Below are 22,336 nucleotides of genomic sequence, written 5' to 3'. Positions count from 1 at the left end.
TGCGCCGGAACCCTCAGGGTGATTGGAGCATTGGTGATGTTCAGCGGCTTTGTGACCAAAACGGTATCGAGTTGATGAAGCCCGTTAGGGATAGTCACTACATGGCGGCGAGCCCACACTTAACCGCACACCAGTCGGTTCCATATAAGCGCCCCATTAAGCCCGTATACATTAGGGCGCTTGTTGCCATGATTGATGCCCATATAAAGTACGAAAAAGAAGAGAAAGGAGCCGAGTAAATGGACTACCCAATTGTCGTTAGCCGGCTTTCTGACGAGGACGGCGGTGGCTATCTGGCACACTTCCCCGATTTGGTAGGGTGCATGTCAGATGGCGAAACGCCGGAAGAGGCAGTAACAAATGCGCTTCTCGCTTTTGAGGAGTGGATAGCTGCCGCTCAAAAACGTGGCACCGACATCCCTGCCCCACATAGTGCAACAGCAACGGCTCGAACGGAACGCGATGAACTCTTCGCGGCCATTAGAGCTATGCGTGCCCACCATGACGAAATTGATGACCAGCTCGCCGAGCTTGAGCGTCGAGTGATAGAGATTGAAGAGCAAGTTGCGCATTCGGAATCTTGGCGCCGTTTCGGAATTTTGACCGAGACCGCCGGCCGTCAAATCGCTTTTCACCGCACGATTGTGATCAGCGGTTAGGCCTTTCAACGCCCGAAACCAAAGACTGCGGCCCGCCCTAACCAGGCGGGCTTTTTGTTGGTCCCTACCCCAGATGCTCCGGCAGATCGCCATGCTTGGCCAGGATCACCGGATCATCATCGCGGGCGATCTTTGGTTCTTCGGCTTCGACCTTACCGCGCTTGCCCTTGCGGTATGCCTGGACAACATAGTGCGTGACAGTGCCGACCGCGACAAATTCGCTGACATCATGCTGCATGGCGAGATTCCTTCACTTTTAAAGGCCACGATCTCGGCGCTGGGCGTTTCGCACTTCGGGCACTCGAATTTCATCTCCCTGATTTCAGGGTGTTCCATCAGCTCATCACCATCCACCGGTGGCGGGCGCCCGGCCGGCAATCCCACTTCCCGCTGATACAGCTTTGAGCACCCGCCACAGCGGACATGAAGCAATACGTTCGCTCCATCACACATAGTCGCCTCCGTTCAGTGTTCCCGTTATGTTCTTATTAAGACCGGGAACCGGAACCGAGTCGAGTCGCAAAACAGATAAAATGCCCAGCGTCATGCGTGTTGCATCTTTTGCTACATCACGGTTGACACTGTAGCATAAACTGTTACATTGATATCCATCAGATCAGCGAGGCGGTCGCCTCTATGGAGATGGAAAATGAACGCCAAGACCATTCGCGATGCACTCACCTACGAAGCCCGCAACAACCTGAGCGGCATCAGCTCGTTCGTTCTGCTGGGTTTTGCTGAAGTCGCTACGGATGCAGAGCTCCTTCGCTTTGCCCAACTGATCAACAATGCCGTGGACGGCAGCGAGCGGATGATTGCCCCTCCGATGGACAGCACCGAAATCGCTCGCGCCAACGCTGACTGATCCTCACCTGAGCGCATCCGAGTGGTGCGTTCTAGCGAAGATCAGGAGATGACGATGGACCTCAAGGTCACCACCACCAATCGCGGGTTTGGCCGGATCGAGTTTACCGACCTCTACGATGTCCCCTGCTCCGTTCAGGCGTCATCGCTCGCGACCGACGACGCTATCTGGTTCGGCGCCAATGAGATTGGGCTGAAGCACTTCCAGTACGGCAAGGGCTGGCAAGACATCCCGACGCCGCATGAGATGCACGACCATTGGTCTGCTAATACCCGAATGCACCTATCCCGCGATCAGGTCGCGGCCCTACTGCCCATCCTTGAGCACTTCGTCCGCACGGGCGAATTGCCGAGCGCTGTTTAGCCATGATCGACCATTTCGAACAGGGCGCCCAACAGAATCTCATTGATGAGCTGGAAGCGGTATCGCCAAGCTTAGCAACATGGGCTTGGGCGGAGTTTGACGCTGGTGTGTCTGCCACCTCGATACGGCGTTTGCTGTTCGACGCGAGTGCCGATGCAACCCGGCTGCAGTCTACCGCTGCTGATCTCGTTGCTGCCGTCCAGTTTGATGACACCGGCGCAATGATCGCTGGCCAGCTGCGTGGCGGCAATGGCGGTCTGCTTTCTCGCGAGACCCTGCATAAGGCCGGTCTCGTTCAACTCACCCTCAACGATATCAAGAAACTGCCGCCCGCCGGCAAGGAAGGCTGATCATGGTCAAAGGTCTCACAGCGCTTCGTGTGCCCGCCGGGGCTGACCCGCTGAACTATCGCCCAGGCATCAAGAAAGAGCGCCTTACCAACCAGCAGGCCCAACGGGCAGCCTGGGAAGCGCTCTCGCCCGAGCAGAAGGAAGAACGCCGCCAGCAATGGGCGGCCTATCAAGAGAAGATGCAGCAGTGGCGCAAGGACTTCAGCGAAGTCGGCCCGGAACGCGCTCTGCAACGGCTCAAGGACCGCGAAGCCCGTGTTGCTGTCGAAGGCGATACCGATCTGAACCACGATAATGTGGAGGCAGCGGAATGAAGATGACCGCCGAAGAAGCGCTGTTGCTCGCGCTAGCTGATATTGCCGATTTCAAGCCGGTTGAGCACGTATCAGAACCGTACCAGCAGATTGCTGTATTCGCCAAAAGCAGGGCTAGCGATGCCTTGGGGGCTTGGAAAGACAACCACTACGCGCCCAACAGTTCCTCCCTGACCGAAGCTGAAAAAGAAGTTCTCGAAAAGCTAGTTTACGCTTGGAACCTATTCGTGGCGCTACCTGTGGATCACCCTGACGGGGCCGAGGAATTCCGCCACGGCATTCATGCCCTACAGTGTCAGATCATGGCAAGGCCCACCGTCCGCGCGCTCGCTGGACGTGGTGTTCAGCCATGACCCCCACCCTCAACACCACCCTCTGCATTACTTGGTTCGCGCTGATGATAGCTGGTGCGTACTGGGTTCGGTTTGATGCTCCTATCTGGGGAGCGTTCTGATGGGCAAGGTTTCAGTCCAGCATTCCGACCTGTGCGGTTGCGAGCGTTGCGCGGCCCAAGCCGATCGTGAGCATCCACAGCCCGTCTATGACTTAGTCGATGACCCCGACGTCCTCGACTGCGGCTGCTCGGCCATCAGCGGATGCCGCTGCTGGGATGATGATTTCAGCGACGATTACGACGACGAGGGGAGCTTCTGATGGCCGAGACCAGCGCAATCGAGTGGACGGATTCCACGTTCAATCCATGGATCGGCTGCACCAAGATCAGCCCGGCATGCGATCATTGCTATGCCGAGGCCCTGATGGACAAGCGGCACGGCCGGGTGAAGTGGGGCGGCGAACGCTCCCGTACCAGCGAGAGCAACTGGCAGCAGCCACGTCGCTGGCAGAAGCAGGCCGCCGCGTTCTTTGCTGAGCATGGCCGGCGCCAGCGCGTGTTCTGCTCGTCACTGGCCGATGTGTTCGATAACCAGGTGCCCACCGAATGGCGCGATGACCTTTGGGCGCTGATCCGCGATACCCCTGCCCTCGACTGGCAGCTGCTGACCAAGCGGCCGCAGAATATCGGCAAGATGCTGCCGGCGTTCTGGGATGAGGTGAGGGGCCATGTTTGGCTGGGCACCACTGTCGAGGATCAGCAGCGGGCGGACATGAACATCCCCCACCTGCTCCGGCACGATGCTGCTGTTCGCTTCATCAGCGTCGAGCCGATGCTAGGACCCATTGATCTTGAAGCCGCACGGCCGGCCGAGAACATCCGTGTCTTCGGCTTCCCCGTCGTAGACGTCCTGCGGGGCTGCCATATGCATGCGCCCTACGGCATTCGCCCTCGGAGCAAGCCCGGCAAGGCAAAGGTGAACTGGGTCATTGCCGGGGGCGAAAGTGGGCCGGAGGCCAGACCATCGCACCCTGACTGGTTCCGCAGCCTGCGCGATCAATGCGCTGCCGCTGGCGTGCCCTTCCTGTTCAAGCAATGGGGCGAGTGGGGCGACACCGGGCCAATCATTTCGGCGAGCGGCCCCCTATTCCACCAGTTCGAAAACGGCGCATGGGTTCAGCGGTATGGGAAGAAGGCCAATGGCCGACTTCTCGACAACGTCGAGCACAACGGCTTTCCGGAGGCGTCGCCATGACCTCCCTCCTCACCACCAAATACACCTGTGATCACCAGGGCAAATGGATGGAGATCCCCGTAATCCTAACTCGATCTGGAAATGGATGGATTGAACGGGAGCCTCCTAAGGCTGAGCCGAGGAAGGTGGCAGCATGAACGGGGTTCAATACATCGCTGCCGGCGCTCGCATCTCCAAGGACGAACGCTACCGCTATCACTTATGGCGGGAGTGGCGCCTATGGCCGGATGCTGCCCATTGGTCGTGGGGGAATGATCCTGAAACCGGGGCGCCCGTTGTCGACGGCGCCGGCGAGCATATCGGCTGGCCTAAGTCGGTGCTGTTCGTCATGCTCAACCCGTCCACCGCCGATGGGGAGACCGACGATCCGACCATCCGCCGCTGTGTCAGCTTTGCTAGGGCGTGGGGCTATGACCGCATGGACGTGGTCAACCTGTTCGCCTATCGCGCTACCGATCCGGCCGAGCTGCTGAAGCTCAATCACGGTGATGACCCGGTAGGGCCTGATAACTGCCAGATCGTCCGCGGCCTCATTGACGAGCGGGAAGAGTTTGGCGGCAGCGCGATCGACAAAGTCGTGTGCGCTTGGGGAAACCATGGCGCACACCTTGGCCAAGACGAAACCATGCTGGGTTGGCTGGCCGATTGCCCGCGCTATGCCCTCAAACTCTCGAAGGATGGCCATCCCGGCCACCCGCTCTACTTGCCGAAGTCGTCTGCCCTGGTGGAGTTCCGGCCATGAGAAAGCTCACCATCCAAGAGCGCCAGCTATTGGCCCTCATCTCCTCCGCTGGCGGGTCTGTTTGTCCTGGTGTTGATGCCTCCATTCCAAAGGCAGCTCATGTTTCGCTTCGAAGGATGGAGCGGGCCGGACTGCTCTCTGTCGAGACGTTCGATGATGGGCCCGTTTTTACCCTTACGGCTTTGGGCCGCGCGGAGGCCAATGATGGCTAGGTGCCACTGGGTTCGCGACAGCGATGTTCCGGGCGGCAAGTTCTGGCTGCCAGAGTGCTGGGGCGGACTCTATGGGCCCGAAGGATGCTACTGCGCACCAGAGCCCCGCGTTACGCGCGACCAGTTGTCAGCCCGCATCGAAAAGCTGGAAAAGCGCATCGAGCAGTTGGAGGCCGGCCATGCCCCGGCATAACTTCTCCGCCAAGGTCAAACGGCAGGCTCGGGAGCGCTCAGGCGGCTTTTGTGAGGCGGTTGGAACGGTCTATGGCCTTCGCCCCGGCCAGCGATGCAATGCGGCCCTGGACGGCAAACGCGTTGAGATAGACCACTATCCTATTCCGGCGACAGACGAAGGCAGCGACGTTCTCGAAAACGCTGTCGCCTGCTGCGTCAAATGCCATGCCCACAAGACGGCGACCTATGACGTCCCCATGCAGGCGAAGAACAAGCGCATGTCGGATCGCCATCTCGGCATTCGCCCTCCCTCTCGTATCCGCTCTGCTCGATGGGGGAAGGCAGCACCACAGAAAACAGCATCAACACCGCTGACCAAGCGCGTCGGCTATTTCGGAGATTTGAAGCAATGATGAAGCTCGCACCCATCCTCGCAATTGCAGCCACCATCGCAGGCTGTGGGGCCACGCTAACCCCGTATAATTCGATTATGGTAGCCAGCGTCAGGCCGGACGGCCAGGTTCAATATGAACGTGTCCGCACCTCTGGCCCGGCCGCCCCTGGAGGGATGGAAAGCCTATCCTGCTATAATCCGCATCGCGGAACATTCCGGGTGGAGTGCTAGTCATGACCACCCCAGCAAGCCGCGTGACGGCGGAGAAGAGTGAAGGCATGGAGCGGAAGCTTGCAGAGAGTGCCGATATCGTTCGCCGCGCCGTCGCAGAGTTCAACCCGACGCATATCGTCTCGATGGTGTCAGGCGGAAAGGACAGTGCAGCGTCTGACCAGATCGCCCGCGAACTCGGGTTGAAGATTGATCTGGTGGTGCACGGCAACACCCGTTGCGGCATTCCCGAAACCAGCCAGTTCGTTCGTGACACCTATGGTCATCTATCGAGCGACTTTATCGAAGCCGATGCCGGCACTGCGTATGAGGACTATGTTCTCCGCAAAGGCTTTTTCGGCAAGGGCATAGGCGCTCATGGCTTCGCGTATCGCGTTCTCAAGGCCCAACCGTTCCGCAAGGCAATCTCCAAGGCCATCCGGCATGGCAAGCGGGGCGTTCGCATCTTGCTGCTCAACGGCGCTCGGCAGGATGAAAGCGAGAACCGCCAGAAGAACCTTCAGGAGTGGCGGCAAGACCCGGCCTCGCCGGGGAACATCTGGACGAGCCTCATCCATAGCTGGTCTCAGGACGAGCGGGACGAATACCTCAAGTCACGCGGTACGCCGATCAACCCGGTAGCCCAACAGCTTTGCCGCTCTGGCGAATGCATGTGCGGAACGATGCAGACCAAGGGCGACCGCGCCGAGGCGTCGGTTCTATACCCAGAATGGGGCAACTGGCTCAACGGGTTGGAGCGCGAAGTCATCGAAAAGCATGGCTTCGGATGGGGCGCTGCGTTCCCTCGTGAGCGGCTGACCGGTCAAGGTGATCTGTTCCAGCCCATGTGCAAAGACTGCGTTAGGAGGGCAGCATGACCCCGCGCTCAATGGATAAGACTGCAAGCCGGGTGAGCCGTGACGAAGCCATAGCCTTCCTTGAGGGCGCCTGCCGCAATTGGTCCAGCGTCCCTAAGCTCTCAGAGGACGACATAGGCGATGTCGCAAGCGAGCTGCTGCGTTTCGTGTCTGCCCGCTCCCTATCAGATAGCGTATCGGACGGAAGTAAGGGGGTGAGTGAGACGGCGCGATGGTTGGACGAATATCTTTCCGAGTTGCGAAAGAACCCAAACCGCTATGCCGATGACATCGAGGGGCTTGAGCGGGTGGCTGCTGCGCTCTCCGCCCTCGACAGCGGTACGGGTGGGCAACAGCCGGTGGCGTGGCAGCATTGCCTAGTGAACCCCGATGGCTATGAGTACGATGGTGAAGTTAACACCAGTGGAAAACATCCGTTCGGAAGGCCCGGACGAGATTACGACGCATCGTTCTCGGTGATTTCTAGGCCCCTCTATCCCTCCCTCACAGAGCCCAAGGCAGGGGTGGTGAGCGAGGAAATGGTTGAACGAGCCGCCCGTGCCTTGGCTCTGTGCGCATGGCAAAGGTTCGACATTAGCGACAGTGCTTTCGCTCGGAACCGTTACCCGAACGGAGCAGATCAGTACGTTGAAATGCAGTGGTCGCTTTATGCTAACGACGCCCGGGCCGTCTTCGTAGCCCTTAATGGTGACAAACCATGAGCGAGATAGACCCCAAAGGGATGGAAGCAGCCAAGGCGGAATTTTTCGCACCGAATACTGATCAAGGTGGACGCCTAGAGCGCGCCATAACCGCCTATCTCAGCGCCACATCGCCCCGAGGGGAGTTGGTTGCAGAAGACCGGCTAGATGAGTGCCGCGAGAAACTGGCCGCGTTGCAAGACGTGCACCGCCGCAAGATGAACGAGGCGGCGGACAAAGCGATGAAGGAATCGCAATCCGAGAATTGGTCAGAAGTCAGCATAGCCAGCACAGAAAGCGAGCGTCATCGAGAGGCGTTCTCGGCACTGAGAACTGCCATCGACATTTTTGATGGCCTCTATTCAGGTGACAGGCCATGAGTAGCTGCACATGCCTAGAGGTCTTTGGCGAAGACCCTGACTGCCCGCTGCATAGCTATGACGCGCTCGAAGCTCGGATTGCCGATCTTGAGGAACTGATTGCTGCCCAGCATGGCGATGTCGTCGTTCGGGTGGCAAAGCTCCTATATGACAAAGACGATAAAATCGCCGCCATGAGTGCATCCCTCAAGGGGGCACGGGAGGCGTTGAAGCGCCAGAAAGCCAATATAGAGCATTGGCTGGAAACCGGCGAAGCCGCCAGCCCAGAGGAAAGCAAGTCGATCTACGACCAGATTTGCGCCGCCCTTCCCAACACCACAGGAGAGGCGGAATGAGCAAAAGGGAGATCATCAGGCGCATGACGCCGGGGCGCCTCGCTTGGCTTACCCTCCTACGCGACCATGGGCCACATGTGCGAGGCAGAGGGACCGTTGGCTACCAGTGCATGCGCCTTGGCTGGACAGAGTGGGATTTTAGGCGGCCGGACGGGGCTCCAATAACCGCCGAACAAGCTCATGCCGAATACGGCGACGGCTGGTGGGGACATGTTTCCAATGTTGGCGAACGTATCACCGACGCCGGCCGTTCCGCCCTCGCAGTGGAGGGACGGGAAGATGAGTAAGCCGGCGGCATTCACCCAGGGCGATATTTCCAAGCTGCTCAAAGGCGCCAAGGCCGCCGGCGCGACGGTGACCAGGGTCATCATCGATCGATCTGGCCGGATAGTTGCAGATCTCGGAACGCCGGCAGATGATGTGCCGGAGCAGAATGAATGGGACGTAGTCTTCGATGCCCAAGATAAGCGGCCTGCCAAAGGGCGTCACTGAGTTCAAGGACCGCCATGATAAATGGCACCTGCGCTATCGCGCCAAGGGCCGGCCGACCGTCTACCTCAAGACCCGGCCGGGCCAAGAAGGGTGGCATGAGGAATTCGAGCGAGCCCGTGCCGGCGAGCCTGAGAAGGCCATTCGCACTAGCGCCAAGACCAAGCCCGGAACGATATCGGCGCTGATCGCCGTCTATTACGGCACACCGGAATTCACCGGCCTGGCCGAGAGCTCGCGCAAGACCTACCGCAACATGCTCGAGCGATTCCGCGAAGCCCATGGCCAGAAGCAGGTCGCCACCCTCACCCGCGCTCACATTAAGGCCATTATCGGGTCCATGTCGGCAACGCCGGCCGCGGCGAATAATCTGCTCGACCGGCTGCGCATCCTGATGAAAATCGCCATGGACGACGAGTGGCGCGCCGATGATCCGACCTATCGCGTCAAGGGCTTCAAGCTCAAGGGAGACGGCTTTCACACCTGGAGCGAAGAGGACATCGAGAAATACTGCGCGTTCCATCCCCCCGGAACCAGCGCGAGGCTGGCCATGGGCCTAATGCTATTCACCGGCCAGCGCCGTTCGGACATGGTCAATATGGGCTGGCAGCACGTCACAGGCGACCGCATCCGGGTGACCCAGCAGAAGGGTGACGAGATGCTGTCGATCCCTATCCACAGCGAGCTTGCCAAACTCCTCGCTCAGACGCCCAGGACGAACCTGCCGTTTCTGTTGACACAGTTCGGCAACCCCTTCACGGCCAATGGATTTGGCAATCGCATGAGGAAGTGGTGCAACGCTGCAGAGTTGCCGGATTGCACGTCGCACGGACTGCGGAAAGCAGCTGCCCGCCGCCTGGCCGAGGCCGGTTGTTCGAATAAGGAGATCATGGCAATTACCGGTCACCAGACCGATAAGGAGGTCACGCGCTACACGAAGGCAGCGGACCAAATAAAGCTCGCGGATCGGGCCATGAAAGCGATCGGCGGCAGTTAGCCAAGGCTGGCAAAAAGTCGTTTTGAATCAATCAGCGGCTTTTAGTAGGTTAGCCAAGCTAAGGCTTTGACGAATATGAAGCCTTGCAGTCCAGTCCCCTCCACCAACGCCCCCTCGAAAAACACTCGGTTTAGAGCGCGCCGCGGCGCCCCGCTTGCTGGCGCGCCGCAAAGGCGATACCCCTGCCCTATGAGCATCAATAAATTTCCGCCAAAGCCGCGTTACAACCCCGATGACGGCCCGGTCTATCTCTATGGCCTGCACACGGTGCGCGCCGCGCTGGACAACAAGAATCGTATCAAGAAAGTGCTGCTGGCCACGCCCAATGCGCTGATGCGGCTCAAGGAGAGCGGCGAGATCGGCAAGGTCACCGTCAAGGAGACCACGCCCAAGGAGCTCGATCGCCTGCTGGGCGAGGATGCCGTGCATCAGGGCGCCGCGCTCGAAGTCGATCCGGTAAGCCGGTTTGGCCTTGATGACATCAAGCCGCTCAAGCTGGTGGTCGTACTCGACCAGATCACCGACCCGCATAATGTAGGCGCGATTCTGCGTACCGCCTGCGCCTTTGGCGCTGACGCCGTGATCACCACCGCCCGCCACTCGCCACGTGAAACCGGCGTAATGGCGAAATCCGCCTCCGGTGCGCTTGATTTGGTGCCCATGGTCGAGGTGCGCAACCTGGGCGATGCCCTGCAAAAGCTCAAGGATCGCGGCATGTTAGTGCTGGGTTTTGATTCTGAATCAGAACATCAGCTCAAGCCGCGCAATGGCGACCAGCCGCTGGCCATCGTGATGGGCGCCGAGGGCAAGGGCCTGCGCCAGCGCACCCGCGAACTCTGCGACGAAATGGTCAAGCTGGACATGCCCGGACCGATCAAATCGCTGAACGTTTCCAACGCCGCCGCCATTGCTCTGTTTGCGGCCACTGCCGGACGATCCTGATGAGTAGCTTCGAGCCCTTCGCCATCGCGCTGCGCCTGTCGGGCGTCACTGTCACGCAATACGAACTCGACGCGGCGCTCAAGCAATTGTGCACCCGCTTCGAGCCTGAAGACGCGGAGGGCAGCCACTACGCCCAGGTGGATATCGCGGTCAAAAACCCGGTGCGAGCGCTGCTGGAACTGGCCGAGCGCTCCGGCCCCGCCATCGCCGCCATGCTGGACGACCGCCGCATCGGCAAGGCGGTGCTCGATATTGCCTTCGACTACCCAGAGAACGGCGAAGCCATGTCAGCCCGCCTGCCCGCCCATATGGCGGCTGCCATCGCCGCCTATGGCATCGATATCGAGATTTCGGTCTACTTGACCGATGTCGAGGATGACGAGGAATAGAGGCTTACGGCGATTGCAAACTAGTCCTGCCGATCGAGGAACCTGCGAACCCGCTCCGAGGCCGGATTGGTGAAGAAAATCTCGGGCGGGGCCTTCTCGATGATCAGACCCTTGTCGAGGAAGACCACCTGATCTGACACCATGCGCGCGAACTCCATCTCGTGGGTGACAACGACCATCGTGTAGCCTTCGCCCGAAAGGTCGCGCATCACCTGCAGCACCTCCCCGACCCGTTCCGGATCAAGCGCAGAGGTAGGCTCGTCAAACAGCATCACCTCCGGACTCATCGCCAGGGCCCTGGCAATCGCCACGCGCTGCTTCTGGCCGCCTGAAAGCGTGAAGGGATACACCTCCGCCTTGTCGCCGAGCCCGACTTTTTCGAGTAGCTGCGTCGCCAGGTCGCGGGCCTGTGCCTTGGGCATACCCTTCACCTTGATGGGCGATATCGCAACGTTTTGCGACACGGTCAGGTGCGGCCACAGGTTGAAACTCTGGAACACCATGCCAGTTCGGGCGCGCGTGGCGGCCATCTCGCGATTGGTCATCGGTCGCTGCTTGTCGCTGTTATAGCCGATGCGCTGACCGGCAATGAAGACCGAGCCACTGTCGGGCTCCTCCAGCCAGTTGATGCAGCGAAGCATGGTCGATTTGCCCGAACCTGAAGAACCCAGGACGCTGACCACCTCGCCCTTGTTGACTGTCAGATCGATGTCGCGCAGCACCTCCACTCCGGAAAAGCTCTTGGACAGCTTGCGGATCTCGACGGCCGGTAGATCAGACATTCTCGAAACCTCGCGCTTTGCCGAATATTCCGGCCTTGCTGACGGCCAGTTCAAGACAGGCGGTGATCGCCCAGTACAGCAGGATGACAACCACGAAGGCCGGCATGGGAATGAAATAGGTGGCCTGCACCGCGTTGGCGGCGGCAGTGAGTTCCTGCACCGTGATGATGGCCAGGAAAGAAGTGTCCTTGAGCGCGTAGATCAGTTGGTTGCCGATCAACGGGCGCGTGCGCAAAAGCAGCTGTGGCAGGATGATGTGAAGAAAGATGCTGCCCGGCATGAAGCCATGCGCCTGCGCCGCCTCGATACTGCCGGGCGGCAGGACCAGGCGGCTGCCGCGCAGAATCTCGGCGAAGTAGGCGCCGTGATAGATGATCATGGCGAGGAGGCCGGCGGTGACCGCGTTCATACGCAACCCCAGCTGTGACAAGCCGTAGTAGAGCAGATAGGCCAGCACCAGAAACGGCAGGGCCCGCATGGTGTTGATGAAGCCGCGCAGCAGCCATGCCAGGGCGCCGCCCCGCTCCAGTAAATACAGCATCAGGCAGCCCAACATGAAGGCACCGAGGATCGACGCGGTGAACAGCCAGCACGTCAGCCAGAGGCCGGAAAGGATGGTGCTTCGGGCTTCCCAGACAATGCTCCATTCGCTCATGACGCCACCTTACATCGCCAGCCTGCCGGCCATTTTCTCGGCCAGTGACTGCAGTTTGAGCAGGACGCTGATGATCACCATGTAGATCAGGGCGGCTGCCAGGATCGGCGGCAGCGGCTCATAGGTCACGGCGCTGATCCGATTGGTGACCCGGGTCAGGTCGACCAGGCCGATAATGGCGATGGCCGGACTGCTCTTGAGCAGGAAGGTCATCTCGTTGACCAGACCCGGCAGGCTGGTGATGATCATCTGCGGCAGCATGATGTTGGCGAACATCGTGGCCGGCGTCATGCCAGAGGCCAGCGCCGCCTCCTGCTGATCGCGCGGGAAATTGAGAAAGGCCGTGCGCCAGATTTCAGCGTTGAACGCCGATGTGTTGATCGTCAACGCCACGATAGCGACGGCATAGCGATCCAGCGACAGGCCCAGCGTGGGTGCAGCCAGAAACAGGAACAGCACCAGCGTCACCAGCGGAGTAGCGCGCGCCAGGCTGACATAGACCGCCAGGATCTGATCGACAACCGGAATGCGCGCTGTCCGTAGCAGCGCAATGGCCAGGCCGATCACCAGACCCATTGCGCTCGCCAGCCCTGAAATCCACAGCGTGACCCAGGCTCCCTCGAGCAGCAGCATCCAGGCTTTTTCGGTCATGGGAAGATCCGTTATTGCCAGCGCGACAAGCAGGCTTGGGCAAAAAGATCAGGCCCGGCGCGAATGCATCGGGCCCGGGAGCCGGTCAGTTCATGCCGGCCAGTTCGTGAAACTGATCGACCTCCTGGATCGGCGTGATTGGCAGGGCGGGGAAGGTCTCGCCGAACCATTTCTCTTGCAGCTCGGCCAGTCGACCATTGTCGCGGATCAGCGTCATGAAGCCGGTCGCGAATTCGAGCAGTCCGGGGCTTTCCTTGGGGATGGGCCAGGCCGCAAAGCCATCACCCGATACGGCAATACCCTTCTCGAAGACGTCGCCGCGATTCTTGACCAGGTCATTGATCGAGATGAGGGCATTGATGACGTAGTCGAGGCGCTGGTTAGCCAGGTCGGCATAGGCTTCGGGATAGGATTGGTATTCGACGACCTCCCCGATCTCGCAATTGACTTCGGCCATCATCGCCTTGAGTTCAGGCAGGCGGGCCAGCAGAGCGCTGCCCGCCTGCACGCCCACGATCTTGCCGCAGAGGCTGGCAATGTCGCTCAGGCGATCATCGCCCAGGCGCTTGACGTAAAAATGCTGGGCCGAGGCGAAAGGCGGCGCGAAGTTGAAGACCCGCAGGCGTTCGTCGGTGACCAGCGCGCCGGTAAAGGCCAAGTCGTATTGCCCGGACGATACAGAGGCCAGAAGCCCGGTCCAGGGCAGGATTTCCTGGCGGACCTCGATACCCTGCTCGGTAGCATAGGCCTGCAAATCAACCAGGAGTTCCTTATGGAAGCCCTCCGGCTTGCCATCGACGATGAAGTTGAATGGCGCGTAATCGTCTTCTGTCGCCACTGTCATGTAGCCGCGGCTCTTGATCTCGGCCATGTCGGCATGGGCTGACATAGTGCCAGCCATTAGCGCTGCCGCGACGACCAGATGACGCAGGAGGCGGCGCGGTGTGACGGATGTCGCTTGGAGATACATTGCTCACTGTCCCTTCGATTGCAAGAAACCGACAGCACGCCGATGCGGTCTTGCCGTCTTTGTAGGCTGATCATAGGTTTGCCTATTCGATGGGCGGTAGGGCCAGATTGGTGGCGGGCTTGTGTCAGATGACAGCGGCGCCACGCAAAAGAGAGATGCCCGTCGGCGGCCCCAAAGAAGTCGTTTCCCTCATTTCGTCGTGAGAAACGCGAGCTAACTTGCTGAGGATGCACATGAAAAACCTGTGACGCATTAGGCGACGCACAGCCTCACGGAACCGAGTTCGTTGGTCGACGCACGTTGACGGCGAGCTGGCGCGCAAATTGCATGGCTGTGACCACTCAGATGCGGAGCGGCACGTGAATGAACATCTCTTTCCGGTTCAGCTAGACCATGGCCGGGGCTTGCAGGACCAGTTGCGCAAGTCGCTGGTGTCCGCCATTCTCAGCGGTCGTTTCCCTGCGCACGCCCCTCTGCCCTCATGCCGCAAGCTGGCCGACCGGCTGGCGATTTCCCGCAACACCGTCAATGTAGTCTACGAGAGCCTGGTCGACAGCGGCTATATCGTCAGCCGCCCCAAGAAGGGATTCTTCCTCAACGCTCCCTATGCCGACGCGCCCGGATTTGGCGAGGACACTTACGGGATCGCGCAGACCCCGGAGGACTTGGACGGGCGCGGCCCGGACTGGGAAACCCGTTTCAAGCTGAATCCCGGCTCGAAATCCAGCGTCGCCAAGCCGCAGGATTGGGCGCGCTACCCCTACCCATTCGTCTATGGACAGCCGATGCGCAACCTGTTTCCGCTACGGCAGTGGCGTGAGGCGTCGCGTCAGTCGATGAAACCGGACAGCGCGAGCCTCTGGCTCAACGACCGGTTCGACCGCGACGATGAAATGCTGGTGGAACAGCTGCGCACACGGGTCCTGCCCAAGCGCGGCATCTGGGCCCGGCCCAATGAGATCCTGATCACCATCGGTTCGCAGAACGCGCTTTACCTGATCGCCAACCTGCTGATGAGCCGCGACACCACGGTCGCGCTGGAAACACCCGGCTATCGGGACGCGTTGTCGATCTTCGAGCTGCACGGCGCCCAGGTCCAGCTGCATGGGCTAGACGGGGAAGGCGTGACGATCGGCGGGGACCTGCACCGGAGCGACTATATTTACCTGACGCCGAGCCATCAGGTTCCGACCGGCATTACGATGAGCGGTCCGCGGCGAAACCAGCTGATGGAGATGATTGCCAGAAACGACCAGGTTATCATCGAGGACGATTACGACGCCGAACTCAGTCTCGACCGCGATGCGCCGCCCGCGCTCAAGGCCGGCGACACGTCTGGCCGCATCATCTATGTCAGCAGCCTGTCCAAGCCTTTTTCGCCGGGCTTGCGGCTGGGCTACCTGGTGGCCGATGCGGACCTGGTCGACGAATTGCGCGCCCTGCGGCGGCTGATGTATCGGCACCCGCCACTCAACAATCAGCGCATGCTCGCCGAGTTCCTGGCCCAGGGCCATTACGACGTGCATCTGCGCAGTTTCCTGGCCCAGCATGCCCATCGGCGCGACCTCCTCGAGACCGCTCTGAGCAAGGACCTCAACGCCTGCAAGCGGATCGGATCGGATGGCGCCAGCGCCTTCTGGCTGGAGGCGCCCAGCGGCGTGGACACTCGCCAACTCGCCTGGGCAGCGGCCCAGAAAGGCGTCGTCGTTGAACATGGAGAGCAATTCTTTCTCGACGGCGCCGCCCCGACCAATTTCATGCGGCTCGGCTTCAACGCCATAGACGCAGACCGTATCGGCACCGGAATCGGCATCCTGTCCAGCGTCATGGACCGGCTGTGACAGCCAGGTCCGGGGCGAACTTACCGGCATCTTTTTTCACTACCGTCCGAACCTCCCGGACGCGTCCACAGGGATATTCTTCATGATCGCAGCACCGCAGACCAATGATCTTCGTCCCGTCATCGAGGCGGATCGCGCCAATGTCTGGCACCACATGCTGCAGCACAAGCCGCTCGAGACCAGCGACCCGCGCATCATCGTGGAGGGCAAGGGGCTCAAAGTGTGGGACGCGACGGGCCGCGAATTCCTCGATGCGCTGTCCGGCGGCGTCTGGACAGTTAATGTCGGCTACGGGCGCACCTCGATAGCAGATGCTGTGCGCGACCAGCTCGTGCGCATGAATTATTTTGCGCAGTCGGCGGGTTCCATTCCGGCCGCCCGGTTCGCCGAGGCGCTGCTGAAAAAGATGCCCGGCCTATCGCGAGTGTATTTCGGCAATTCGGGTTCAGAGGCCAACGAAAAGGTCTTCAAGATGGTGCGCCAGATCTCGCAACGCCATCATGGCGGGCGCAAGTGGAAAATACTCTATCGCGAACGCGATTATCACGGCACCACCATCGCCACGCTCGCCGCCGGCGGGCAGCCGGAACGCGCGGCCATGTATGGCCCCTATCCCGACGGTTTCGTCATGGTGCCGCACTGTCTCGAATATCGAAAGCAGTGGGAGGGGGACAATTATGGTGAGCGCTGCGCCGATGCCATCGAGGAGGTGATCCTGCGCGAAGGCCCGGACAGTATCGGCCTACTGTGCCTCGAACCGATCACTGCAGGCGGCGGCGTCATCGTACCGCCCAAGGGCTATTGGGACCGCGTGCAGGAGATTTGCCGCAAATACGATATCCTGCTGCATATCGACGAAGTGGTCTGCGGTCTCGGGCGCACCGGAACGTGGTTCGGATACCAGAATTTCGGCATCAAGCCTGATTTCGTGACCATGGCCAAGGGCGTCGCCTCGGGTTATGCGGCGATTTCATGCACGGTCACCACCGAGGCGATCTTCGAGCTGTTCAAGGATGCCGCCGATCCGATGGCGCATTTCCGCGATATCTCGACCTTTGGCGGCTGCGCCGGCGGACCTGCCGCCGCCCTGGAGAACTTGCGGATCATCGAGGAGGAAGGGTTGCTGGACAATTGCCTCGCCATGGGCGCGCGCCTGCGACAGAACCTGCTGGCCTTGCAGGACAAGCATGCCGTGGTCGGCGACGTCCGCGGCATGGGCCTGTTTCAGGGCATGGAACTGGTACTGGACCGCAGCACCAAGGAGCCGGTCAGTGAAAAGAGTATCTCGCAGATCGTGGCACAGGCCGCGGCACGGGGCGTGCTGATCGGTGCCTCGAACCGCTCGGTGCCGGGGTTAAACAATGTCATTTGCCTCGCGCCAGCGCTGGTGGCGACGGCATCGGACATCGACGCGATCACCGATGCCATCGACCAGGCGCTCGGCGTGGCGTTCAGTTGAGCCGGCGCGGGTTCCGGCGCCTGGTTGAGCCGCTGCGGCCGACGACATCAAGCCAAGGCCAGTGGCAGACGATGATGTTCCGTGCGGCTCCCGGCAGGTTGCCGGCTGCCGCGCAGAACGTGATGAAAGTGACCTTGCGTGTTCGAAATACTGGGCCGTGCTGGCCTGGACCTCGTCCGCCCGGCGGCACCGCGTTGCCGTTTGCCGACCTCAGCTGCTTTGAGGCCTGCCTGGCGGCGGCGCAGCGCTATTTTGGCGCGGCAGCATGATGCTGGCCGGCGCGACCGCACTAGAGACCGCCTTGCAGCGGCGCGCGCAGGCCTGGAACGACGCCAGAGACAATAAAAACTAGTACTGGGCGAGAGGGCCTGGGTGCGGCGTGCCCGGCCGCAGCGCCCCGTCCACAACGGGCGCATCAGCCGTGATCACATCACGACCGAAGACGCCGCTATCCTTGGGAACGAGACGCACGACTGAATAGCCCTTCTGCTCGAGTTGAGCGAGGAAGCCCGGCAGCATGTCGACGGTGCGTTGGTGAATATCGTGGAACAGGATGATACCGCTGCCGCGCGCTTCCAGCCGCGCCATGGTGCGGGCGGCGACCTGTTCGCTGGTCTCGGAATAATAATCCTTGCTATCGATATCGACGTCGAGCACCACAATATTGCCCATCATCAGATTGGTCCGCAGGAACCCGGTCTGCGCCAGATAGGGGAAGCGGAAGAACGGCGACAACACCTGCCCCGATTGCGCCAGCGCGGCCGAAATAGCGCGCTCGCCCTGGGCGATATCATCCAGTGCTTCCTGCCGCGTCATGCCCGATAGATCGGCATGATCGTAAGTATGACTGCCCACCGTGTGGCCGGCCAGCGCAACGCTGGCGGCGAGCTTGGGATTGGCCGCGGCGGCGCGGCCCAACATGAGGAAAGTCGCCTTGACGCCGAACGCGTCGAGCGTGTCCAGAATCGCCGGTGTCTTGCCCGGGCGCGGGCCATCGTCAAAGGTCAGGATGACTTCGCCAGGCTGCAGGATGATGTCGGTTGTCGACGCCACGGCCAGGGTCCGTCCCGCCAGTTGGCCCGAGGTGAAAATCCACTCGGGCATCGGCTGGTCGGTGATCGGTCTGGAGGCCGTGAAAATGGAATTGGTAATTGTGCGGTCCGTCGCCTGATAGGCATGCGGGGCAAGGTCGGCACTGGTACTCAGATGACTGGGTGGCTTGGCGCAGGCTCCCAGAGACGCACCGGCAACCACCAGACAAACAGCAAAACGCGTAAGCGACACGACCTGAACTCTGCACAGCCACAGCTGAGGTCACTTTTTGCTATTATGGTTAATATTCCCCTCGCAAGGTCTTAACGACTACTTACCTGCAGCCGCTTTTGCCCTGCGTCCCAAAGTATCGAGCGCACTCAAAAAAGCCGAGCGGTCGGCGGGACGGAAACCGGGGTTGTAGCCCTTGATCTCGCCCGTCTCGCGCAGATGTTGCTTGAGATCCCGCATGGCCAGCGCCATGCCGATGGAGGCCGGCGTAAACGGCTTGCCGGTGAAGCCGAGTACATGACAGCCCTTGTCGATGGCGCGGCTGGCCAGCGGAATGTCGGCCGTCAATACGATGTCATTGACCTGCGCTTGCTCGACAATCCAGTCATCGGCCGCATCGGCGCCGGCAGCGACGACTACGACACGCACCATTGGATCACGAGATGGGCGCACGCCGCCATTACTGACGAACGTGACCACTAGGCCAAGGCGCTCGGCGACACGCATTGCCTCGTCTTTCACCGGGCAGGCATCGGCATCGACGAATATGGTTGGGTCAGGCATTGGCGATGACGTCTCTCACAAAGGCCAGCCGCTCGGCGACGGGCACCTTGGGCAGTTCGACAATGCGATAGCCCAGTTCGGCATAAACGTCACGCATCGGCGCGTAGACGCTTACGGCATGCTCCCATCCCTCTATGCGCTCGGCATCGGTCACGAAAATCTCACGCCAGGGCGGAGCGAAAAAGACGATGGGATTGTAGCGATAGAGCTCGGCGGCACGCCGAAAATGCGCATCATATGCGAGCGGAAACATGCGGGCATAGGCGACAAGATCAGGAATTCCGCGGTCGTTCAGCGCTGCTTCGCTCGACGCGCTCAATGCTTGGAAAGTCTGGATATCGCGGTCGAGCATGAGTTCGGCAAAGAGTGCCTTGTCCCGCCAGTGGACGGCGGGGCCATCGATGGCGGTCTGTGACTGAATGATAGCTCGGGCGGCCTCTTGCCCGACGCGAATACCGGCCGCGGAGGCGGCCTCGAGTAGCGTGGTCTTGCCGGCGCCTGGACCACCGGTGATGATGAAGAGATTGTCGGCATGCATGATCATGATGTGTCCTTGGACATGAGGGATGGGCCGACGCCGCCGGGGCGGTCGCCACACAGAGTAGGGAGAGGGAAATGGCTGGAAAGGTGATCGAGCGCGCGGCGTGGGCTTACCCCGCTTCGCCAGCAGATCAATGGTCAGGAGAGTGGGAGGGCGGGCCGGATGGGGCCAATATTTCGGTGATCTTCAATCACACCGAGGCAGTCGGCGGTGGGCCGCGGCTGCATAGCCATCCTTATCCCGAAACGTTCATCATCCGCAAGGGCCGGGCGCGCTTCACCGTCGGCGGCGAAATGTTCGAGGCAGTGGAAGGGCAGATCGTGGTTGCACCAGCGGGCGTGCCGCACAAGTTCGAGAATGCCGGACCCGGTCCGCTGGAGAATATCGATATCCACGAGGCCGGGCTGTTTGAGACGACCTGGCTGGAGTGAGGTCGAGCGGACCTCATCCTGAGCTTGTCGAAGGACGAGGTCGTGGCACATGAAGCCTCCACTCGCTCGACCCCGTGGTTCGACGGGCTCGCCATGAGGTCTTGAGGGGCGAGTGAAGCAGAATGAAGCGAGCAGCGCCTAATAGACCACGACGCTGCGGATGCTTTCGCCCGAATGCATCATCTCGAAGCCTCTATTGATGTCTTCGAGGCGCAGCGTGTGGGTGATCATCGGATCGATCTGGATCTTGCCGTCGAGATACCAATCGACGATCTTGGGCACATCGGTGCGGCCCCTGGCACCGCCAAAGGCCGTGCCCATCCAGGTGCGGCCGGTGACCAACTGGAACGGGCGGGTCGAGATTTCCTTGCCGGCCCCCGCAACGCCGATCACCACCGACTTGCCCCAGCCGCGATGGCTGGCTTCCAGCGCCTGACGCATAACCGTGGTGTTACCGGTGCAATCGAACGTGTAATCGGCCCCGCCGATCAGATCGCCCCGGCGCTTGGTGAGATTGACCAGATAGGGCACGATATCGCCCTCGATCTCCTTGGGATTGACGAAATGGGTCATCCCGAAGCGCTCGCCCCAGGCCTTCTTGTCGTTGTTGAGATCAACACCGATGATCATATCGGCACCGGCCAGGCGCAGGCCCTGGATGACATTAAGGCCAATCCCGCCCAGCCCGAACACTACGGCGGTCGCGCCGATTTCGACCTTGGCGGTATTGATCACCGCACCAATACCCGTGGTGACGCCGCAGCCGACATAGCAGACCTTGTCGAAGGCGGCCGAGGCGTCGATCTTGGCCACCGCGATCTCGGGCAGCACGGTGAAATTGGAGAAGGTCGAGCAGCCCATATAATGGAAGATCGGCTTGCCCTCGAAGGAGAAGCGCGAGGTGCCGTCGGGCATCAGCCCCTGCCCCTGCGTGGCGCGGATGGCGGTGCACAGATTGGTCTTGCCCGAGCGGCAGGAATAGCATTCGCGGCATTCGGGCGTATAGAGCGGGATAACGTGGTCACCCTTTTTCAGGCTCGTAACGCCAGGGCCCACATCGACCACGACGCCCGCGCCTTCATGGCCCAGAATGGCGGGAAACAGGCCCTCTGGGTCCGCGCCGGAGAGCGTGAAATCATCGGTATGACAAATACCGGTCGCCTTGATTTCGATCAGCACCTCGCCCGCCTTGGGGCCATCGAGATCCACTTCGACGATTTCGAGCGGCTTTCCAGCTTGGAACGCGACGGCAGCGCGGGTCTTCATGGCAGATTCTCCCTTGGGGCATTGTCTTTGGCGCAGGTGTTGCACAAAGCAGGCCGAGGCAGCAACTGCCCAAGGCCTCACCCTGCCCCGACAGCCACCGCCACATTGACCGTCGCCGCCACGATCAGCGTATTGAAGAAATACGAGAACACCGAATGCACCAGCACGATTCTGCGCATATTGGCTGAGGTGACGCGGATATCGGACACCGCGAAGGCCGTGCCGATCACATAGCCGAAATAGAGGAAAGCCAACCCATCCGGCCCGTCGCCCTCGGGAAAATCCAGGCCTCCGACCACGCTGTTCCCATCACCCTCGACCGTGCGCTCGTAGAATTCATAGGCATAGTGCAGCGACGCCATGGTGTGGACGACGAACCAGCTCAACAGCACCGAGACAATGCTCAGGCTGACCTCTACGACCCGCGGCCCCTCGCTACCGTTCAGCGCCATGAACAGTGTAGCGCTGCATACCGCAACCACCCCGACGACAACGGCAAAGATCAGCCCGGTGGGCGTATCGGCCTCATCGGCGCGCGAGCGCAGGAAATCCGAGCTCAATAGAGGCAGCATCAGCGCAACCAGCGCCAGGTAAGTCACGAACATGGCGATGGCACCGAAAACCACCGCAAAGGCCGGGACCAGCCAGAGGCTGAGCAGCAGCACCATGGCCCCGACCACCAAGGCGATAAAGAAAGTGCCATGCCGCGGCAGGTGGCGCGATGCGATCCACAAGGCCAGAGCATGTGCCTTGCTACTGGATGCGCGCCTTGCCCTGCGTTTCGCCAATATTCGCTCCCCCTATTGGGGTGAGTCTAACGAGTTGGTTGGGGGAAGCAAGCTGGCTGGCGACGTGCGCCAGGGGCCACGTCACCGTTCTATTTCGCGGGAATGACGCTGTGGGGGTGGAGTATTGAGGGCAATGGGAAGGCGTATGGCACCTTCCCATTGC

At 60.7% G+C, this 22,336-nt stretch carries 32 protein-coding genes; 22 read left to right on the top strand and 10 right to left on the bottom strand.

What is annotated here, in order from left to right:
• The first annotated feature begins 239 nt into the window (after nt 1–239).
• Nucleotides 240–659 carry a type II toxin-antitoxin system HicB family antitoxin gene (locus FF80_RS22360; RefSeq protein ID WP_081917506.1) on the top strand — a complete coding sequence of 140 codons (420 nt, stop codon included), beginning with the start codon at nt 240–242 and terminating at the stop codon, nt 657–659.
• 64 nt (nt 660–723) lie between these two features.
• Here the strand turns inward: FF80_RS22360 and FF80_RS21965 are convergent, their stop codons facing one another.
• The gene (locus FF80_RS21965; protein WP_160172850.1) at nt 724–897 is read right to left on the bottom strand and encodes a hypothetical protein; all 174 of its coding nucleotides are present in this window, start codon (nt 895–897) and stop codon (nt 724–726) included.
• 411 nt (nt 898–1,308) lie between these two features.
• On the opposite strand from FF80_RS21965, the gene FF80_RS16480 reads away from it, so the two are divergent.
• The 18 genes from FF80_RS16480 to FF80_RS16385 all read left to right on the top strand — a co-directional run bounded on the left by FF80_RS16480 (nt 1,309) and on the right by FF80_RS16385 (nt 10,962).
• Nucleotides 1,309–1,524 (top strand): hypothetical protein, encoded by a 216-nt coding sequence (locus FF80_RS16480; RefSeq protein WP_035102541.1) that lies wholly within the window; start codon nt 1,309–1,311, stop codon nt 1,522–1,524.
• Between the two features lie 54 nt (nt 1,525–1,578).
• Nucleotides 1,579–1,887 carry a hypothetical protein gene (locus FF80_RS16475; protein ID WP_035102540.1) on the top strand — a complete coding sequence of 103 codons (309 nt, stop codon included), beginning with the start codon at nt 1,579–1,581 and terminating at the stop codon, nt 1,885–1,887.
• A 2-nt stretch (nt 1,888–1,889) separates the two neighbouring features.
• Nucleotides 1,890–2,237, top strand: a complete 348-nt coding sequence (locus tag FF80_RS16470; RefSeq protein WP_035102539.1) for a hypothetical protein — start codon at nt 1,890–1,892, stop codon at nt 2,235–2,237.
• 2 nt (nt 2,238–2,239) lie between these two features.
• A complete protein-coding gene (locus FF80_RS16465; RefSeq protein WP_035102538.1) occupies nt 2,240–2,551 on the top strand; it encodes a hypothetical protein in 312 nt (103 codons plus the stop codon).
• Entirely contained in the window at nt 2,548–2,904 is a 357-nt protein-coding gene (locus tag FF80_RS16460) for a hypothetical protein (protein WP_035102537.1), read from the top strand. The genes FF80_RS16465 and FF80_RS16460 overlap by 4 nt, the downstream gene beginning before the upstream one ends.
• A gap of 100 nt (nt 2,905–3,004) precedes the next feature.
• Nucleotides 3,005–3,205 (top strand): hypothetical protein, encoded by a 201-nt coding sequence (locus tag FF80_RS16455; RefSeq protein ID WP_035102536.1) that lies wholly within the window; start codon nt 3,005–3,007, stop codon nt 3,203–3,205.
• Nucleotides 3,205–4,140, top strand: coding sequence for a phage Gp37/Gp68 family protein (locus FF80_RS16450; protein ID WP_035102535.1), 936 nt, complete (start codon nt 3,205–3,207; stop codon nt 4,138–4,140). Before FF80_RS16455 ends, FF80_RS16450 begins: the two co-directional genes overlap by 1 nt.
• 133 nt (nt 4,141–4,273) lie before the next feature.
• Complete coding sequence (locus FF80_RS16445; protein ID WP_035102534.1) at nt 4,274–4,882, top strand: DUF1643 domain-containing protein; 609 nt, start codon at nt 4,274–4,276, stop codon at nt 4,880–4,882.
• Nucleotides 4,879–5,094 carry a hypothetical protein gene (locus FF80_RS16440; protein ID WP_035102533.1) on the top strand — a complete coding sequence of 72 codons (216 nt, stop codon included), beginning with the start codon at nt 4,879–4,881 and terminating at the stop codon, nt 5,092–5,094. The genes FF80_RS16445 and FF80_RS16440 overlap by 4 nt, the downstream gene beginning before the upstream one ends.
• Before the next feature lie 179 nt (nt 5,095–5,273).
• Nucleotides 5,274–5,681, top strand: coding sequence for an HNH endonuclease signature motif containing protein (locus FF80_RS21720; RefSeq protein ID WP_160172849.1), 408 nt, complete (start codon nt 5,274–5,276; stop codon nt 5,679–5,681).
• Between the two features lie 214 nt (nt 5,682–5,895).
• Nucleotides 5,896–6,750: a phosphoadenosine phosphosulfate reductase family protein gene (locus FF80_RS16425; protein ID WP_035102530.1), complete on the top strand. Its 855-nt coding sequence runs from the start codon at nt 5,896–5,898 to the stop codon at nt 6,748–6,750.
• Nucleotides 6,747–7,451, top strand: coding sequence for a hypothetical protein (locus FF80_RS16420; RefSeq protein ID WP_035102528.1), 705 nt, complete (start codon nt 6,747–6,749; stop codon nt 7,449–7,451). The genes FF80_RS16425 and FF80_RS16420 overlap by 4 nt, the downstream gene beginning before the upstream one ends.
• Nucleotides 7,448–7,810 (top strand): hypothetical protein, encoded by a 363-nt coding sequence (locus tag FF80_RS16415; RefSeq protein ID WP_035102526.1) that lies wholly within the window; start codon nt 7,448–7,450, stop codon nt 7,808–7,810. Before FF80_RS16420 ends, FF80_RS16415 begins: the two co-directional genes overlap by 4 nt.
• The gene (locus FF80_RS16410; RefSeq protein ID WP_035102525.1) at nt 7,807–8,145 is read left to right on the top strand and encodes a hypothetical protein; all 339 of its coding nucleotides are present in this window, start codon (nt 7,807–7,809) and stop codon (nt 8,143–8,145) included. Before FF80_RS16415 ends, FF80_RS16410 begins: the two co-directional genes overlap by 4 nt.
• Nucleotides 8,146–8,424: 279 nt before the next feature.
• Nucleotides 8,425–8,637 carry a hypothetical protein gene (locus FF80_RS16400; protein WP_035102523.1) on the top strand — a complete coding sequence of 71 codons (213 nt, stop codon included), beginning with the start codon at nt 8,425–8,427 and terminating at the stop codon, nt 8,635–8,637.
• A complete protein-coding gene (locus tag FF80_RS16395; protein ID WP_035102522.1) occupies nt 8,600–9,631 on the top strand; it encodes a tyrosine-type recombinase/integrase in 1,032 nt (343 codons plus the stop codon). The genes FF80_RS16400 and FF80_RS16395 overlap by 38 nt, the downstream gene beginning before the upstream one ends.
• 189 nt (nt 9,632–9,820) lie before the next feature.
• Nucleotides 9,821–10,573: a 23S rRNA (guanosine(2251)-2'-O)-methyltransferase RlmB gene (gene rlmB / locus FF80_RS16390; RefSeq protein WP_052153676.1), complete on the top strand. Its 753-nt coding sequence runs from the start codon at nt 9,821–9,823 to the stop codon at nt 10,571–10,573.
• Nucleotides 10,573–10,962: a hypothetical protein gene (locus FF80_RS16385; RefSeq protein WP_035102521.1), complete on the top strand. Its 390-nt coding sequence runs from the start codon at nt 10,573–10,575 to the stop codon at nt 10,960–10,962. The genes rlmB and FF80_RS16385 overlap by 1 nt, the downstream gene beginning before the upstream one ends.
• A 20-nt stretch (nt 10,963–10,982) precedes the next feature.
• On the opposite strand, the gene FF80_RS16380 is transcribed toward FF80_RS16385, so the two are convergent.
• The 4 genes from FF80_RS16380 to FF80_RS16365 all read right to left on the bottom strand — a co-directional run bounded on the left by FF80_RS16380 (nt 10,983) and on the right by FF80_RS16365 (nt 14,020).
• On the bottom strand, nt 10,983–11,744 hold the full coding sequence (locus FF80_RS16380) for an amino acid ABC transporter ATP-binding protein (RefSeq protein ID WP_035102519.1): 762 nt from the start codon (nt 11,742–11,744) through the stop codon (nt 10,983–10,985).
• Entirely contained in the window at nt 11,737–12,399 is a 663-nt protein-coding gene (locus tag FF80_RS16375; protein WP_035102517.1) for an ABC transporter permease subunit, read from the bottom strand. Before FF80_RS16375 ends, FF80_RS16380 begins: the two co-directional genes overlap by 8 nt.
• 9 nt (nt 12,400–12,408) lie before the next feature.
• Nucleotides 12,409–13,050, bottom strand: a complete 642-nt coding sequence (locus FF80_RS16370) for an amino acid ABC transporter permease (protein ID WP_035102516.1) — start codon at nt 13,048–13,050, stop codon at nt 12,409–12,411.
• Between the two features lie 85 nt (nt 13,051–13,135).
• Nucleotides 13,136–14,020, bottom strand: a complete 885-nt coding sequence (locus FF80_RS16365) for a transporter substrate-binding domain-containing protein (protein ID WP_200877226.1) — start codon at nt 14,018–14,020, stop codon at nt 13,136–13,138.
• Nucleotides 14,021–14,379: 359 nt separating this feature from the next.
• Here FF80_RS16365 and FF80_RS16360 point away from each other — a divergent pair, with 359 nt between their 5' ends.
• Nucleotides 14,380–15,861: a PLP-dependent aminotransferase family protein gene (locus tag FF80_RS16360; RefSeq protein WP_035102515.1), complete on the top strand. Its 1,482-nt coding sequence runs from the start codon at nt 14,380–14,382 to the stop codon at nt 15,859–15,861.
• Between the two features lie 82 nt (nt 15,862–15,943).
• Nucleotides 15,944–17,320: an aminotransferase class III-fold pyridoxal phosphate-dependent enzyme gene (locus FF80_RS16355; RefSeq protein WP_035102514.1), complete on the top strand. Its 1,377-nt coding sequence runs from the start codon at nt 15,944–15,946 to the stop codon at nt 17,318–17,320.
• A 348-nt stretch (nt 17,321–17,668) separates the two neighbouring features.
• Here the strand turns inward: FF80_RS16355 and FF80_RS16350 are convergent, their stop codons facing one another.
• The 3 genes from FF80_RS16350 to FF80_RS16340 form a co-directional block, all read right to left on the bottom strand.
• Entirely contained in the window at nt 17,669–18,604 is a 936-nt protein-coding gene (locus FF80_RS16350) for a polysaccharide deacetylase family protein (RefSeq protein ID WP_244445804.1), read from the bottom strand.
• 78 nt (nt 18,605–18,682) lie between these two features.
• Complete coding sequence (locus tag FF80_RS16345) at nt 18,683–19,147, bottom strand: YaiI/YqxD family protein (protein WP_035102512.1); 465 nt, start codon at nt 19,145–19,147, stop codon at nt 18,683–18,685.
• Nucleotides 19,140–19,691, bottom strand: coding sequence for an AAA family ATPase (locus FF80_RS16340; RefSeq protein ID WP_200877225.1), 552 nt, complete (start codon nt 19,689–19,691; stop codon nt 19,140–19,142). Before FF80_RS16340 ends, FF80_RS16345 begins: the two co-directional genes overlap by 8 nt.
• 71 nt (nt 19,692–19,762) lie before the next feature.
• On the opposite strand from FF80_RS16340, the gene FF80_RS16335 reads away from it, so the two are divergent.
• Nucleotides 19,763–20,119, top strand: a complete 357-nt coding sequence (locus FF80_RS16335) for a cupin domain-containing protein (RefSeq protein ID WP_035102511.1) — start codon at nt 19,763–19,765, stop codon at nt 20,117–20,119.
• 138 nt (nt 20,120–20,257) lie between these two features.
• Here the strand turns inward: FF80_RS16335 and FF80_RS16330 are convergent, their stop codons facing one another.
• Both FF80_RS16330 and FF80_RS16325 read right to left on the bottom strand, forming a co-directional pair.
• Nucleotides 20,258–21,385, bottom strand: a complete 1,128-nt coding sequence (locus FF80_RS16330) for an S-(hydroxymethyl)glutathione dehydrogenase/class III alcohol dehydrogenase (RefSeq protein ID WP_035102509.1) — start codon at nt 21,383–21,385, stop codon at nt 20,258–20,260.
• A 77-nt stretch (nt 21,386–21,462) separates the two neighbouring features.
• A complete protein-coding gene (locus tag FF80_RS16325; protein WP_152558408.1) occupies nt 21,463–22,173 on the bottom strand; it encodes a DUF1345 domain-containing protein in 711 nt (236 codons plus the stop codon).
• Between the last annotated feature and the right edge of the window lie 163 nt (nt 22,174–22,336).

This window comes from Devosia sp. LC5, assembly GCF_000735585.1.
Taxonomy (GTDB): domain Bacteria; phylum Pseudomonadota; class Alphaproteobacteria; order Rhizobiales; family Devosiaceae; genus Devosia.
This window is presented reverse-complemented; position numbering and strand designations above follow the sequence as displayed.

Coding starts and splice junctions, on each gene's coding strand:
- FF80_RS22360 (WP_081917506.1), top strand. CDS start 240: ATGGACTACCCAATTGTCGTTAGCCGGCTTTCTGACGAGGACGGCGGT.
- FF80_RS21965 (WP_160172850.1), bottom strand. CDS start 897: ATGCAGCATGATGTCAGCGAATTTGTCGCGGTCGGCACTGTCACGCAC.
- FF80_RS16480 (WP_035102541.1), top strand. CDS start 1,309: ATGAACGCCAAGACCATTCGCGATGCACTCACCTACGAAGCCCGCAAC.
- FF80_RS16475 (WP_035102540.1), top strand. CDS start 1,579: ATGGACCTCAAGGTCACCACCACCAATCGCGGGTTTGGCCGGATCGAG.
- FF80_RS16470 (WP_035102539.1), top strand. CDS start 1,890: ATGATCGACCATTTCGAACAGGGCGCCCAACAGAATCTCATTGATGAG.
- FF80_RS16465 (WP_035102538.1), top strand. CDS start 2,240: ATGGTCAAAGGTCTCACAGCGCTTCGTGTGCCCGCCGGGGCTGACCCG.
- FF80_RS16460 (WP_035102537.1), top strand. CDS start 2,548: ATGAAGATGACCGCCGAAGAAGCGCTGTTGCTCGCGCTAGCTGATATT.
- FF80_RS16455 (WP_035102536.1), top strand. CDS start 3,005: ATGGGCAAGGTTTCAGTCCAGCATTCCGACCTGTGCGGTTGCGAGCGT.
- FF80_RS16450 (WP_035102535.1), top strand. CDS start 3,205: ATGGCCGAGACCAGCGCAATCGAGTGGACGGATTCCACGTTCAATCCA.
- FF80_RS16445 (WP_035102534.1), top strand. CDS start 4,274: ATGAACGGGGTTCAATACATCGCTGCCGGCGCTCGCATCTCCAAGGAC.
- FF80_RS16440 (WP_035102533.1), top strand. CDS start 4,879: ATGAGAAAGCTCACCATCCAAGAGCGCCAGCTATTGGCCCTCATCTCC.
- FF80_RS21720 (WP_160172849.1), top strand. CDS start 5,274: ATGCCCCGGCATAACTTCTCCGCCAAGGTCAAACGGCAGGCTCGGGAG.
- FF80_RS16425 (WP_035102530.1), top strand. CDS start 5,896: ATGACCACCCCAGCAAGCCGCGTGACGGCGGAGAAGAGTGAAGGCATG.
- FF80_RS16420 (WP_035102528.1), top strand. CDS start 6,747: ATGACCCCGCGCTCAATGGATAAGACTGCAAGCCGGGTGAGCCGTGAC.
- FF80_RS16415 (WP_035102526.1), top strand. CDS start 7,448: ATGAGCGAGATAGACCCCAAAGGGATGGAAGCAGCCAAGGCGGAATTT.
- FF80_RS16410 (WP_035102525.1), top strand. CDS start 7,807: ATGAGTAGCTGCACATGCCTAGAGGTCTTTGGCGAAGACCCTGACTGC.
- FF80_RS16400 (WP_035102523.1), top strand. CDS start 8,425: ATGAGTAAGCCGGCGGCATTCACCCAGGGCGATATTTCCAAGCTGCTC.
- FF80_RS16395 (WP_035102522.1), top strand. CDS start 8,600: ATGCCCAAGATAAGCGGCCTGCCAAAGGGCGTCACTGAGTTCAAGGAC.
- rlmB (WP_052153676.1), top strand. CDS start 9,821: ATGAGCATCAATAAATTTCCGCCAAAGCCGCGTTACAACCCCGATGAC.
- FF80_RS16385 (WP_035102521.1), top strand. CDS start 10,573: ATGAGTAGCTTCGAGCCCTTCGCCATCGCGCTGCGCCTGTCGGGCGTC.
- FF80_RS16380 (WP_035102519.1), bottom strand. CDS start 11,744: ATGTCTGATCTACCGGCCGTCGAGATCCGCAAGCTGTCCAAGAGCTTT.
- FF80_RS16375 (WP_035102517.1), bottom strand. CDS start 12,399: ATGAGCGAATGGAGCATTGTCTGGGAAGCCCGAAGCACCATCCTTTCC.
- FF80_RS16370 (WP_035102516.1), bottom strand. CDS start 13,050: ATGACCGAAAAAGCCTGGATGCTGCTGCTCGAGGGAGCCTGGGTCACG.
- FF80_RS16365 (WP_200877226.1), bottom strand. CDS start 14,020: ATGTATCTCCAAGCGACATCCGTCACACCGCGCCGCCTCCTGCGTCAT.
- FF80_RS16355 (WP_035102514.1), top strand. CDS start 15,944: ATGATCGCAGCACCGCAGACCAATGATCTTCGTCCCGTCATCGAGGCG.
- FF80_RS16345 (WP_035102512.1), bottom strand. CDS start 19,147: ATGCCTGACCCAACCATATTCGTCGATGCCGATGCCTGCCCGGTGAAA.
- FF80_RS16340 (WP_200877225.1), bottom strand. CDS start 19,691: ATGATCATGCATGCCGACAATCTCTTCATCATCACCGGTGGTCCAGGC.
- FF80_RS16335 (WP_035102511.1), top strand. CDS start 19,763: ATGGCTGGAAAGGTGATCGAGCGCGCGGCGTGGGCTTACCCCGCTTCG.
- FF80_RS16330 (WP_035102509.1), bottom strand. CDS start 21,385: ATGAAGACCCGCGCTGCCGTCGCGTTCCAAGCTGGAAAGCCGCTCGAA.